The organism is Brevibacterium sp. LAARM2_SD2 (assembly GCF_057364785.1).
Window position 1 is genome coordinate 72,526 of the sequence record NZ_JBNFOM010000008.1, and the last position, 13,031, is coordinate 85,556.

At 69.6% G+C, this 13,031-nt stretch carries 12 protein-coding genes and 1 pseudogene; 2 read left to right on the plus strand and 11 right to left on the minus strand.

Annotated elements, in window-relative coordinates:
• Nucleotides 1–4 precede the first annotated feature (4 nt).
• The 3 genes from AC2W7K_RS07040 to AC2W7K_RS07050 all read right to left on the minus strand — a co-directional run bounded on the left by AC2W7K_RS07040 (nt 5) and on the right by AC2W7K_RS07050 (nt 2,579).
• Nucleotides 5–877, minus strand: coding sequence for an ABC transporter permease (locus tag AC2W7K_RS07040; RefSeq protein ID WP_198500185.1), 873 nt, complete (start codon nt 875–877; stop codon nt 5–7).
• On the minus strand, nt 874–1,842 hold the full coding sequence (locus AC2W7K_RS07045; protein ID WP_344250113.1) for an ABC transporter ATP-binding protein: 969 nt from the start codon (nt 1,840–1,842) through the stop codon (nt 874–876). The genes AC2W7K_RS07040 and AC2W7K_RS07045 overlap by 4 nt, the downstream gene beginning before the upstream one ends.
• A 155-nt stretch (nt 1,843–1,997) precedes the next feature.
• Nucleotides 1,998–2,579 carry a dihydrofolate reductase family protein gene (locus AC2W7K_RS07050; protein ID WP_198500183.1) on the minus strand — a complete coding sequence of 194 codons (582 nt, stop codon included), beginning with the start codon at nt 2,577–2,579 and terminating at the stop codon, nt 1,998–2,000.
• 179 nt (nt 2,580–2,758) lie between these two features.
• On the opposite strand from AC2W7K_RS07050, the gene AC2W7K_RS07055 reads away from it, so the two are divergent.
• Nucleotides 2,759–3,682 (plus strand): IclR family transcriptional regulator, encoded by a 924-nt coding sequence (locus tag AC2W7K_RS07055; RefSeq protein ID WP_198500182.1) that lies wholly within the window; start codon nt 2,759–2,761, stop codon nt 3,680–3,682.
• 61 nt (nt 3,683–3,743) lie between these two features.
• Here AC2W7K_RS07055 and AC2W7K_RS07060 read toward each other — a convergent pair whose 3' ends face one another.
• The 7 genes and pseudogenes from AC2W7K_RS07060 to glyA form a co-directional block, all read right to left on the minus strand.
• Entirely contained in the window at nt 3,744–3,998 is a 255-nt protein-coding gene (locus tag AC2W7K_RS07060; RefSeq protein WP_198500181.1) for a glutaredoxin family protein, read from the minus strand.
• 122 nt (nt 3,999–4,120) lie between these two features.
• Entirely contained in the window at nt 4,121–4,966 is an 846-nt protein-coding gene (gene purU, locus AC2W7K_RS07065) for a formyltetrahydrofolate deformylase (RefSeq protein WP_198500180.1), read from the minus strand.
• Between the two features lie 2 nt (nt 4,967–4,968).
• The gene (locus AC2W7K_RS07070) at nt 4,969–5,643 is read right to left on the minus strand and encodes a sarcosine oxidase subunit gamma (protein WP_198500179.1); all 675 of its coding nucleotides are present in this window, start codon (nt 5,641–5,643) and stop codon (nt 4,969–4,971) included.
• A complete protein-coding gene (locus AC2W7K_RS07075) occupies nt 5,636–8,620 on the minus strand; it encodes a 2Fe-2S iron-sulfur cluster-binding protein (RefSeq protein WP_486005923.1) in 2,985 nt (994 codons plus the stop codon). The genes AC2W7K_RS07070 and AC2W7K_RS07075 overlap by 8 nt, the downstream gene beginning before the upstream one ends.
• Nucleotides 8,617–8,913, minus strand: a complete 297-nt coding sequence (locus AC2W7K_RS07080) for a sarcosine oxidase subunit delta (RefSeq protein WP_198500177.1) — start codon at nt 8,911–8,913, stop codon at nt 8,617–8,619. The genes AC2W7K_RS07075 and AC2W7K_RS07080 overlap by 4 nt, the downstream gene beginning before the upstream one ends.
• A 15-nt stretch (nt 8,914–8,928) precedes the next feature.
• Nucleotides 8,929–10,145: pseudogene (locus AC2W7K_RS07085) on the minus strand (sarcosine oxidase subunit beta family protein).
• Nucleotides 10,145–11,584, minus strand: a complete 1,440-nt coding sequence (gene glyA / locus AC2W7K_RS07090; RefSeq protein WP_269780031.1) for a serine hydroxymethyltransferase — start codon at nt 11,582–11,584, stop codon at nt 10,145–10,147. Before glyA ends, AC2W7K_RS07085 begins: the two are co-directional and overlap by 1 nt.
• A gap of 180 nt (nt 11,585–11,764) precedes the next feature.
• Between glyA and AC2W7K_RS07095 the strand changes: the two genes are divergently transcribed.
• The gene (locus AC2W7K_RS07095) at nt 11,765–12,427 is read left to right on the plus strand and encodes a GntR family transcriptional regulator (protein WP_198500175.1); all 663 of its coding nucleotides are present in this window, start codon (nt 11,765–11,767) and stop codon (nt 12,425–12,427) included.
• Nucleotides 12,428–12,433: 6 nt separating this feature from the next.
• Here the strand turns inward: AC2W7K_RS07095 and AC2W7K_RS07100 are convergent, their stop codons facing one another.
• Nucleotides 12,434–13,012, minus strand: a complete 579-nt coding sequence (locus AC2W7K_RS07100; RefSeq protein WP_198500174.1) for a TetR family transcriptional regulator — start codon at nt 13,010–13,012, stop codon at nt 12,434–12,436.
• Nucleotides 13,013–13,031: the final 19 nt, after the last annotated feature.

Genomic DNA, 13,031 nt, shown 5'->3' on the forward strand with positions numbered 1-13,031 from the left:
GAGCTTATGAGCCATTCTGCTTCCATTTGAAGGTTTTCATCGCGAGGATCAGTCCGAGCACGAACCACGCGGCGATGATGCCGACGCCCAGCCACGGGTCGGCGGTCTTCATCTCCGGGGCGTCGAACGCCCACTCGGGCAGGAACGCGTATTGGAGTCCCACGGCCGTCCATCGCAGCGGGAAGACCGCGGAGATGCCGAGCAGCCAGTCCGGCAGGAGGCTCGGCAGCATGTAGACGCCGGAGATGAATGAGAGCACCATCGTCGGGACGACGGCGAGGGTGGCACCGGCCTGCTCGGTTCTTGCGACCGAGGCGAGAGCGATCCCGAGCACGGCCCCGGCCGCCGTCGACAGCAGCATGACGCCGACGATGACGGCCCAGCGCAGCGGGTCCGTCGGCAGTGACGCATCGAAGACGAGCGTGGCGACGAGCAGGAGGAGGATGCTCTGGATGATGACGAGGATGAGGGTCATGCCGATCTTGCCGAGGAAGTAGCTGACCTCCGGCAGCGGGGTGGCCGAGAGCCGGCGGATGGTGCCGTTGAAGCGGTCGACGGCGACGTAGCCCGTGAGGTTCTGGAAGCCGCTGAGCGCGGCGCCGACGGCGAGGAGTCCGGGCAGGTAGGTCTGGGCCACGGACAGAGTCTGTCCGTCGGGGCCGGGCAGCGGCGGCATATCGTCGAAGATCGCGCCGAAGAGGAGCATGAGCAGGGCGGGGAAGAAGAGGACGAGGAAGAGGGAGAGATAGTCCTGAGCGAGGACGGCGATCTCGATCTTCGTCCGCTGCCAGCCGAGCGCGAACACCGGCGGACGCCACTGGGGACTGATCGTGGTCGCGGACGGTCGGTCGACCTCGGCGGTGTGCTGTCCGTTCATCGTCGGCTCCTTGCCTCGGTGGTCTCGGGTGATCGTTTGGGAAATGCCGCCGAGGCGGTGCCGGCAGTGCCGCTCGCAGGGCTGTCGACAGCGTCAGCAGCACCGTCGTCGGCGCCGCCGATGAGCTCGACGTAGACGTCTTCGAGGCTCGGCCGCACCACCCGCAGACCGGGGATCTCCGCCGTGTTCGGCGAGGTCAGCGACGCGACGAGAGCCGTCGGGGTCGCTGTGCGCTCGACGCGGTCGACGCCGGTCTCGTCGACCCAGTGCACGCGGGGCACTCGGGCGAGCGGTCCGCCGATGTCGTCAGGGGCACCCTCATCGATGAGCACTCCGTGGTTGATGATGCCGATGCGGTCGGCGAGCGCCTCCGCCTCGTCGAGGTAGTGCGTCGTGAGCACGATCGTCGTGCCGTCGCCGTGGAGTCTGCGGATGAGGTCCCAGAACTGCCGTCTCGAGACCGGATCGAATCCGGTCGTCGGCTCGTCGAGGAAGAGGATCTCCGGGCGACCGACGAGCCCCAGAGCGACGTCGAGGCGGCGGCGCTGCCCACCGGAGAGGCGGGTGACCTTGTCGTTCGCCTTCTCGGTCAGGCCGACGGCGGCGATGAGCTCGTCGACATCGGCCGGGTGCGGGTAGATGTGCGCGAGCTGGCCCATGGTCTGGGCCACGGTGAAGTGGGAGCCGTCGGTGGCCTCCTGGAGGACGACGCCGATGCGGGATCGGAACGCGGCGGGCGCGTCGTAGGGGACGAATCCGAGGACGGAGATCTCCCCGGAGGTCGGCTTCAGGGCCCCGTCGAGCATGTCGACCGTCGTCGACTTCCCTGCCCCATTGGGTCCGAGGAGGCAGTAGCACTCGCCGACGCCGATCGTGAGGTCGATCCCGTCGACGGCGTTGAACGGGTCCTGCTTGGGTCTCCGGTAGGTCCGGACGAGGTCTCGGGCGGTGATTGCGTGAGCCATGGTTCCATCCTCGGCGCACCGGGATCCGTCCGAAACGCCCGAGCAGTGGACGACCGCTGTCCCCCGATCGGTGGACACAAGCGTTCAGGACCGCGCCGAGGCGGCTCGCCCTCCCGCTGTCAGTGCAGGTGAACCAGCCAGTGCAGGTGAGACGCTCAGTGCAGGTGGGGCCGGTAGATGAGCTCCTGGGTGCGTCCGTCGAGGGTGCGGCAGTAGAGGAGTTCGAGGTCGAAGTCCTCGGCGCCGTCGAAGATCGGTTCGGTTCCGGTGCGGCCGGTCAGGGCGGGGAAGATCGTCACCTGCAGGCGGTCGACGAGGCCGGCGTCCATGAGTGCGCGGTTCATCGCGAGACTGCCGTGGGAGCGCAGCGGCACATCGGAGCTCTCCTTGAGCCGGGTGACGACCTCGACGGCATCGCCGCGCACCAATGTCGCGTCGGGCCAGTCGAGCGGTTCGCTCAGCGTGTTCGAGATGACCGTGGTCGGGAGGTTGCGCATCTCGGTCACCCACGGGTCGAAGACCTCGGAGTCCTCGCCGGCCGCGGCGATCATCGCGGCGAACGCCCGGTACGTGTTCGCCCCGAGGACGAGCCGCTGGTCACCGGAGTACTCGCCGAGGCGCTCCTCGAGGAGTTCGGGACCCTGCTTGCCCCAGTAGCCGCCCCAGTCGGATTCCTCGGAGACGGTGGCGCGCGAGTTGAGGCTGCTGAACACGTCGAACGTGTAGGTGGCGGTCATGGCGGTCCTCCCAATGCAGCGGTGCATGTGGTTGTCGAGTGGTTCGAGACTAGCCCCCGATCCGCCTCGGCGATAGGGGTGCGGGGCAGGACGGCGAGCAGTGTCCGCTCTGCCGTCGCCGAGGTTCCACATCATGGATCTTCCGTGGTGGGGCCGCCTCGGCGCGCGATAATCGGATCATGGTCACTGGCGTGGATCCCGAGGACATCGGTCGGATGAAGATGCGGGGGAAGATCCTGCGCCGGTCCGCCTCGTTCAACGTCGCCCACGCCGTCGACGACCTCGAGCCGGGCACCGGGGCGCAGAGCATCCAGCGGGCGCTGTCGCTCCTGGGGCTCGTCGGTCTGCTGGCCAGCGACGGGAAGAACGGGGCGAGCCTGTCGGAGATCGCCTCGATCAGCGGCCGGCCGAAGGCGAGCGTCCACCGGATGCTCCAGGCGCTCATCGCGATGGGCTATGTCGAGCGCCTCGATGAGGGCGGGTACCGCCTCGGCGTGCAGTCGCAGATCCTCGGGCAGCTCGCGCAGAAGTCCGTCGACCCCCTCGTCATCGAGTCCGAATCGAGTCTGCTCCGGCTCGCCGAGATCACCCAGGACACCGCGTTCCTCACCCTGCGCACCGGCAGCTATTCGATCTGCGCGCGGCGCGAGGAGGGCTTCGGGGAGATCTTCAACAACGCCCTCGCCGTCGGCGACCGGCATCCGCTGGGCATCGGAGCCGGCAGTCTCGCGATCATGGCGGAGCTTCCCGGCGCCGAGGTGGACGCCCTGTTCGCGGCGAACGAGCAGATCCTCGCGCAGCGGTATCCGAAGGTCCGCATCGACCAGCTCCGCGACATCATCGACCAGGCCCGCATCGACGGCTTCGTCCACAACCCCGGACTGTTCGCGCAGGGGTCGTGGGCCGTGGGAGTCGCGCTCAAGGTCCGCGGGGAGCGCCCGCGCGCTGCTCTGTCGATCGCCTCGATCGCCGATCGCGTCACCGGTCAGCGGGTCGAGCACCTCGTCGCCCTGCTCCGTCGGGAGGCGAAGATCATCGCCGAGGCGCTCGCCGCCGACGCGGAGCCGGGGAGCTCGTCCTCGTCTGCCGAGACGGACAGTTAGCGCCGAGACGGACAGTCAGAAGTGTCGGTCTCGGCGCTGAGTGGCGGTCTCAGTGCGGACTTCAGAGCAGGGCGAGGTCCTTGAGCTTGGTCTCGACCTCGGGGTTGGTCGGCTCGACCTGGTGGGAACCGTCCGGGTAGACGACGACCGGGATGTTCGTCCGGCCCGAGATCGCCTTCGCATCGTCGGCCCGCTCCGGTTCGGCGACGAGATCGATGTAGTCGAAGTCGATGCCGAGTTCGGTCAGCTGCTTCTTCGTGCGCCGGCAGTCGCCGCACCATTCCGCTCCGTACATCGTGATGGTGTTCTCAGCCATGCTCAACCTTTCGTGTGAGGCGCTCCCGCCGGAGTCGACCGGCGCATTCATGCGAACCGCAGCCGCGGCCAGACTATTCCGCCCGCCGGGCTTGAGCGCCGCAGTCGCCTGCGACCCCGCCCCTACCGGAGGACGACGGTGCGCTTCCCGTTGAGGAACACCCGGCCCTCGCAGTGCCAGCGCACCGCGTTCGACAGTGCCTTGCATTCGGTGTCGCGGCCGGCGGCGACGAGATCCTGCGGACCGAAGGCGTGGTCGACCTCGGTGACGGCCTGGGCGATGATCGGCCCCTCATCCAGCTCGCTGTTGACGAAGTGGGCGGTCGCGCCCACGGTCTTCACTCCCCGCTCGTACGCCTGGTGGTAGGGCTTCGCCCCCTTGAACGAGGGGAGGAACGAGTGGTGGATGTTGATCGCCCGCCCCGTGAGCTCACGGGCCAGATCGTCGGAGAGGACCTGCATGTACCGGGCGAGGACGACGAGGTCGATCTCGAACCGGTCGACGAGGTCGAGCAGCTTGGCCTCGGCCTCCGGTTTCGTCTCCGCGGTCACCGGGATCCGGAAGAACGGCACGTGATGCCATTCGACGAGCTCCCGATGGTCAGGATGGTTCGACACGACCGCGGCGATCTCGACGGGCAGCTCCCCGATCCGGGCGCGGAAGAGGAGATCGTTGAGGCAGTGCTCGAACTTCGAGACCATGATGAGGACTCGGCGCTTCTCCCCCTTCGGCCAGAGGTTCCACGAGGCATCGAGGTCCCCGGCGACCGCCTCGATCTCACTGCGCAGGTCCTCGAGCGCCTCAGTCTCGAGCTCGAACTCGACGCGGAGGAAGAACCGCCTGCTCAGCGCGTCGTCGAACTGCTTGAGCTCCCTGATGTCACCGCCGTGTTCGAGCAGCGCCCCGGTGAGTGAGTGGACGATTCCCCGACGCTCATCGCATTCGAGGGAGAGGACGTATTCCGGCATGCTCAGCCCTTCCGATCGTGGTTCGCGGCCCCGGTGACCCCAGCGGCCCCAGACGCTCCGGAAGCCCCGGAGCCCCCGGTGAACTCGGCCATCCCGTCGAGCAGCCACCGCACCATGAAGTCGGCGAAGCTCGAGCGCGGCAGCACGCGGAACTCCTCCTCCCCCGACCGGTGGAGGAGGACGGGCACCGGCCCGAGCTGCGTGACGATCGCCGTCCCGACAGGAAACGCCCGCGGGTGGAGGTCGGCGCGGCAGCTCTTCTCGAGCACGGTCCGGGCCCGTGGCCCCGTGAGCTCGAGGATCGTCCGGTTCGCCGAGAGCTCGACGACCTGCCCGGGCAGTCCCTCGAGCGCGGCCTCGGCGGCGTCGGTCTCCCCCGGGCGCTGCGTGGCCGCGACGTCGACGGTGAGGAATTCGTCGGGGCTCAGCCACAGCGTGTGCCGCCCGGCCGCCTCCCCGGTCACCTCCCCGACGGCCTCAGGCAGAGTGATCCCCAGCGCGGATCCGATCGCCCGCGCCGAGGCGGTCCCCGGCACTGCGCGCACGCCGATCTGGACGGCGAAAGGACGTTCCCGCAGCCCCACCTCGGCGGTGCTCGCCTCAGCCATCGCCTCGGCGAGGTGGGCGGCCGGGGACACCCGCAGGTCATCGAGGACGGTGTCGGTGGTCTCAGCCATCGCGCCGGTCTCCTTCCGGATCGTAGAACACAGGTGAGGTGATCTCGACGTCGATGACCGTGTCACCGAGCGGTGACCGGACGATCTCGCCGAGGCGGTTGCGACCGTTCTCCACGAGCGCGAGCCCGAACGGCCTGTCCAGGGTCGGGGACAGATATGACGAGGTGACGTGCCCGATCATCGGCACCGGGCCGTCCTCAGGGGTGATCGGGGTGTCCGCGGCGACGAGCTGCGCGCCCTCGATCAGCCGGGTCTCTCCGTCGACGGGGAGCACCCCGACGAGGTGCTTGCGGTCCTCCCGCGCGGTGTCGACGCGGGTGTACGAGCGTTTGCCGATGAAGTCCTTGACCTTCGAGACGATCCACTCCATCCCCGCATCGGCCGGGGTGACGGTCCCGTCGGTGTCCTGCCCGACGATGATGAACCCCTTCTCCGCGCGCAGCACGTGCATCGTCTCCGTGCCGTACGGGGTGATGTCGAACTCGGCTCCCGCCTCGGCGACCATCTCCCACACGGCCAGCCCGTAGAAGGCTTCGACGTTGATCTCGAACGCGAGCTCACCGGAGAACGAGATCCGGCAGATCCGCGCCGGGATCCCGTTCGCCAGCGTCGTGTGCCGGAACTCCATGAAGCCGAACGCCTCATTGGACACGTCGAGGTCGGGGGCGACCTGGGCGATGACCTCCCGCGACTTCGGTCCGGCGACGGCGACGGTCGCCCATTCCTCCGTCACCGAGGTGAAGACGACGTCGAGCTCGGGCCATTCCGTCTGGTGCCATTCCTCAAGCCAGTCGAGGACCTTCGCCGCCCCGCCGGTCGTCGTCGTCATGTAGTACCGGTCCTCGGCCACGCGCAGGGTCACCCCGTCGTCGAAGATCATCCCGTCCGGGGTGCACATGAGCCCATAGCGGGCCTTGCCGACCCCGAGCTTGGCGAACCCGTTCGTGTAGATCCGCCCGAGGAACCTCCCGGCATCGGTGCCGCGGATCTCGATCTTGCCGAGCGTCGACGCGTCCTGGAACCCGACGGACTCCCGCACCGCCCGGCATTCGCGCAGCACCGCGGCGTCCATGTCCTCCCCCGGCTGCGGGTAATACCACGGCCGCTTCCACTGCCCGACGTCCTCGAACTCCGCCCCGTGGGCGACATGCCACGGATGGATCGACGTGACCCGAGCGGGATCGAAGAGCTCCCCCTTGCGCCGCCCGGCCAGCGCCGCGAACGCGACCGGGGTGAAGGGGGCGCGGAACGTCGTGTGGCCGACCTCGCCGAGGTTGTCCTCCCCGAGCACCGAGGCGATCGTTCCGATCGTGTTGACCGCCGAGGTCTTGCCCTGGTCGTTGGCCGTCGAGATCGACGTGTACCGCTTGATGTGCTCGACCGAGCGCATGCCGGCGTTCATCGCCCGGAGGATGTCGGCGACGCTCTGGTCGCGCTGGAAATCGACGAAGTGCGTGGTCAGCGCGCCGGGATCGTCCTCGGCCGAGGTGACCGCCCACAGGGGTCGATGAGGTGCGGGGGCCGTGTCGGGCGTGTCGGGGCGCGGGATGGTCAGCTCGGCGTCGAAGCCGGCGGCCGCCGCGGCGGCGTGGCCTGCCTCCGCGCCCTGCCGCAGCGCCGAGGCGAGCGCATAGTCCCCGGTCATCGCCCCGACCGTGGCCTGGTCGCGGACGGGGGCGGTGGGCACGAAGGCGGCGATGTCGGCGTCCCAGGCGATAGGGCCGCGCCGCTGACCGTGGAGGTGGATGACCGGCGAGTGGCCGCCGGAGACGGCGAGGAGGTCGACGGCGATGTCCTCGCCGCCGGGTGCGGCGACCGCGTCGTCATCGAGCGCGGAGACGGTGATCCCCGAGATCCGTCCGGCCGGGCCCTCTCCTGCCGTGCCGGTGACCGCGGCGCCGAGGATGAGGCGCACACCGGTGTCGGCGGCGACCTGGGAGGCCCGCGCCGAGGCGGTGGCGCGGGAGTCGATGACGGCGACGACCTCGACTCCGACGGCGGTGAGGTCACCGACGAGGTCGTAGGCGGAGTCGTTCGTCGTCGCGATCGCCACCCGCTGCCCGGCGACGACGCCGTAGCGACCCAGGTAGGTCCGCACGGCGGAGGCGAGCATGATGCCGGGACGGTCGTTGTCGGCGAAGACGATGGGACGTTCGTGCGCTCCGGTGGCGAGGACGACCTGACCGGCACGGATGTGCCACACGCGCTGCCGGGGCCCCGCCTCGGCGCCGGTGCGGTCCTCGAGGGCGACGAAGTAGTTCGAGTCGTAGCTGCCGAAGACGGTCGTGCGGGGAACGTAGGTGAACTCCTCGGCGGCGGTCGCCTCGGCGAGGGTCGAGGTGATCCACTCCGGGGCCGGCACCCCGTCGATGGCCTCGGCGGGAGCGACGAGGAGCGCCCCGCCGGGGACGGGTTCGTCGTCGAGGAGGAGGACGCGGGCCCCTGACTTCGCGGCCTCCCGGGCGGCGGCGAGCCCGGCGGGACCGGCACCGACGACGAGGACGTCGGTGTGGGTGTGCGTGTGCTCGTAGACGGCGTCGTCGCGGCCGGGGTCGAGGATGCCGAGCCCGGAGAGGTAGTCGGCCTCCATGCCCTCGCGGATGAGGACGCGGGTTGCCGGGAGCATCGATTCGGCCACCTCGGCGCTGTCGGGGGCGTGGACGCGGACGAGGGCGTTGGGCTCCTCGACCCCGGCGCCCAGGATTCCCCGCGGCCGGTCGAGATACGTCGAGTTCCCGCAGTCGAGGCGGCCGGCGGCGATGAGGGCACTGGCGATCGTGTCCCCGGCGAACCCGGTGAAGGTCCGGCCGTCGACGCGGAAGGTCAGCGGCCGGGTGCGGTCGATGCCGGTCGCGTGCGGGAGACGCTCGCGCTGCCCGGTCGCTGACGCGCTGGTCGCGGCGTCCGAGCCGGTGCCGGTCGCAGCGTCCGAGCCTGCGGGCGACCCAGCGTGAGAGTCGGTGTGCGTCGAGGTCATCGCTTGAGGCCTCCTTCGAATTCGGCGGGCCGCGGCTGTCCCATCGGGTAGACGGCGGCGAAGTCATAGGTCACGGTGTCGCGGATCGCGTTGAACCACTTCCGGCAGCCGAGGCTGTGGCACCAGCGTTCGGCGAAGAGCCCGCGGTCGTTGTCGCGGTAGAAGAGGTATTCGGCCCATTCGCGGTCGGTGAGCGCGTACGGATCCTCCGGGTAGGGCACGTGCGCCTGACCTCCGTAGGCGAATTCGGATTCGTCGCGGGCCCCGCAGTTCGGGCAGGTGATGAGCAGCATGGCAGTCCCTCTCCCTCAGTGGGCCACGGCGGCGGCGCCGTGTTCGTCGATGAGATGGCCGGTCTCGAACCGGTCGAGTGCGAACGGGGCGTTGAGCGCGTGCGGCTCGTCATTGGCGATGGTGTGGGCGAACGTGAAGCCGCCCCCGGGGTGCCCTTGAACCCGCCGGTCCCCCATCCGCAGTTGACGTAGAGGCCGTCGACTTCCGTCTTCGACACGATCGGGGACGCGTCGAGGGTGACGTCGACGATTCCGCCCCACGTCCGCAGGACATGCGCGCGGGCGAAGATCGGGAAGAGCTCGACGGCGGCGGCGAGCTGCTCCTCGATGATGTGGAAGCCGCCGCGCTGCCCGTAGCCGTTGTACGAGTCGACGCCGGCGCCCATGACGAGTTCGCCCTTGTGGGCCTGGGAGACGTAGACGTGGACGTGGTTGGACATGACGACCGTCGGGTGGACGGGCTCGAAGAGCTCGGAGACGAGCGCCTGCAGCGGGTGGGATTGGATGGGCACGCGGATGCCGGCCATGGCGGCGACCACCGAGGTGTGGCCGGCGACGGCGATCGCGACCTTCTCCGTGGCGATCCGCCCGAGGTTCGTCTCGACGCCGATGACCTGGTCGCCGTCGCGGTAGACGTCGGTGACCTCGCAGTTCTGGATGATGTCGACGCCCATCGCGTCGGCCTTGCGGGCGAACGCCCAGGCGACGTGGTCGTGCTTGGCGATGCCCGCCCGCGGCTGGTACGTCGCCCCCATGACGGGGTAGCGCAGGTCGTCGCCGATGTTGATGATCGGGCAGACCTCCTTGACCTGGCTCGGGTCGAGCCATTCGGCATCGATGCCGTTGAGGACGTTGGCACCGACGCGGCGCTGCGACTCCCGGACGTCGCCGAGCGTGTGGGCGAGGTTGAGCACGCCGCGCTGGGAGAAGAGGAAGTCGTAGTCGAGCTCCTCGGGCAGCTGCTCCCAGAGACGGAGCGAGTGCTCGTAGATCGCCGCGGACTCGTCCCACAGGTAGTTCGAACGGATGATCGTCGTGTTCCGGGCCATGTTGCCCCCGGCCAGCCACCCGCGCTCGAGGATCGCGATGTTCGTCATCCCGTGGTTCTTCGCGAGGTAGTACGCGGTCGCGAGTCCGTGTCCCCCGCCGCCGACGATGACGGCGTCGTAGGAGGCCTTCGGCTCGGGATTGCGCCACAGGAAGTCGGGGTGTTCGGGCAGGTGGTCGGCCATCAGCGTGCTCCGATCGGGGTGAGGTGCGGGTAGAGCGGGTGGTCGGCGGCGAGGCGGGAGACCCGGGCGCCGAGGTCGTCGATCGTCTCCTGGCTCGGTCCGTCTTCGTCGGTGCCGGCGGTGAGGACCTCGGCGATGATGTCGGCCACCTCGGCGAAGGCGGCGGACCCGAAACCGCGGCTGGCGAGCGCAGGCGTGCCGATGCGCAGCCCCGAGGTGACCATGGGCGGACGCGGATCGTTCGGCACGGCGTTGCGGTTGACGGTGATCCCGATCCGCGCGAGGAGATCCTCGGCCTGCGCCCCGTCGAGGACGGAGTCGCGGAGGTCGACGAGGACGAGGTGGACGTCGGTGCCGCCGGTGACGATCGTGATGCCGCGCTCCGCCACGTCATCCTCGCCGAGGCGGCGGGCGAGTTCGGCGGCGCCGGCGAGGGTCCGGCGCTGTTTGTCGGCGAACTCCTCGGTCGCGGCCAGCCCGAAGGCCACGGCCTTGCCGGCGATGACATGTTCGAGCGGTCCGCCCTGCTGACCGGGGAAGACGGCCGAATTCACCTTCTTCGCCACCTCGGCGTCATTGGTCAGGATGATACCGCCGCGGGGACCGCCGAGGGTCTTGTGCGTCGTCGAGGTGACGACGTGGGCGTGCGGCACCGGGGAGGGGTGGAGGCCCGCGGCGACGAGGCCGGCGAAGTGGGCCATGTCGACCATGAGGTAGGCGCCGACCTCGTCGGCGATGCGCCGGAACTCGGCGAAGTCGAGCTGCCGCGAGTACGCCGACCACCCGGCGACGATGAGCTTCGGCTGGTGCTCGCGGGCCAGACGGGCGACCTCGGCCATGTCGACGCGGTGGGTGTCGTCGTCGACGCCGTAGGCGACGATGTCGTAGAGGCGACCGGAGAAGTTGAGCTTCATCCCGTGGGTGAGGTGGCCGCCGTGGGCGAGGTCGAGGCCGAGGACGGTGTCGCCGGGACGGATGAGGGCGTGCATCACCGAGGCGTTGGCCTGGGCACCGGAGTGCGGCTGGACGTTCGCGAAGGCCGCCCCGAAGAGGTCCTTGACCCGGGCGATCGCGAGACGCTCGACCTCGTCGACGAATTCGCAGCCGCCGTAGTAGCGCCGGCCCGGGTAACCCTCGGCGTACTTGTTCGTCAGCACCGAGCCCTGCGCCTCCATGACGGCGGTGGCAGTGTGGTTCTCCGAGGCGATCATCTCCAGGCCCTCGCGCTGACGGCCGAGTTCGGCGTCGATGAAGCCGGCGATCTCCGGGTCGAGCTGCGCGAGCGGAGTGCTCAGCTCCTCGGGGGCGCGACTGGGGAAGTCGGTGGGCAGGGCCGCTGTCGTTCCGGCACCCGGGGGCTGCGGCGTCCCGGACTCGGTCCCAGGCGTTCCAGGCGTCCCGGACTGCGCGTCCGCGGTTCCTGCGAGCTGCTCGGTCATGCGATCTCCCTCGATCGTTAATCGTCAACTAATATATCAGCTGTGTTCCTGTAGTCTAGGCGCAGAATTTCAGCCGTGGCAATGGGTGTGGGAGAACTTTTCCCCGACCTGGCCACCCGGCCTGTCCACCCGCCCGGGCCGCACCGCCCGGGCCGGCTCGACGACGCATGGAGGAGTGGGATGACAACGACGGCGGACACCTCGGCGAGCAGCTCGTCTCTGGCCGACCGCGCGTACGAGGCGCTGCGTCATCGGCTCGTCATGCTCGACATCGCTCCCGGTGACGTCATCAACGAGGCGGCGCTGAGCGCCGAACTCGAGGTCGGGCGCACCCCGATCCGCGAGGCCCTCAAACGCCTCGAGGGGGCCCACCTCGTCGTGTCCTACCCGCGACGCGGGACGTTCGCGGCCAATGTCGACATCACGGACCTCGCGGCGATCACGGAGATGCGCCAGGCGCTCGAGCCCATTGCCGCCACGCGTGCCGCCCGGAACATCACGCCGGAGCTGCGCGAGGAGTTCGCGGCGACGATCGCCGAACTCGGCGAGCTCAGGGCCGGCCTCGACGCACGCACCCTCATCGAACGCGACCTCGAGGTCCACCGCCTCATCTACCGCGCCGTCGACAACATCCACCTCCAGGAGACGCTCGTGCGCCTCGACGACCTCGCCACCCGGATCTGGTGCCTCGTCCTGCCGAAGATCCCCGACCTGCTCGGCCACATCCGCGAGCACATCTCCCTGCTCGAGGGCATCCTCGCCGGCGACGAACTCGCCGTCAGCGCGCTGGCCGGCGAACACGTCCGCGAATTCGAGGCCACCGTCCGCAAGGCCCTCGCATAGAGGCGCTCACATCCCCGGGGTGAGCACTCCCATCGCCCGATCGAGGTCGTCGGCGATGCCCTCGGCGCCGGTGGCGCGCGCCTGCCGCATCGCGACCGTCAGCGCTGCCCCGCATGCTCGGGCGAGCATCTGCGCCCTCACCTCGGCGACTCCGCGGGAGACGAGAACGGCGGAGAGCGCCTCGGCGAGGATGTCGACCTTCGCGACGAATGCCGCGCGCAGGGACGGCGTGGAATCGACGACCTCGTCGAGGGCATAGCTGTCGGTGCGCCGCGCAGGATCGGCGTAGTGGTCGACGACGCCAGTCAGCGACGCGCGCAGCGAGGTCCACGGCTCCTCGTCGGCGGGACGCTCCATGAGCGCGACGACGATCCCCTCGCCCATCGCCGTCCACTTCCCCGCGAGGACGTCCTCCTTCGACGGGAAGTAGCGGAAGAACGTGCGCCGCGACATCCCCGAGGCGGCGGCGAGGTCGTCGACGGTCGTCGCCTCGTAGCCGCGCTCGCGGAACAGTCGGAGGGCGACCGCCATGATGTCCTCCTGGATGAGGAGGCGCTTGCGATCGCGCAGGGAGGGCAGGTCCATTCCAGCATTGTACGCACGG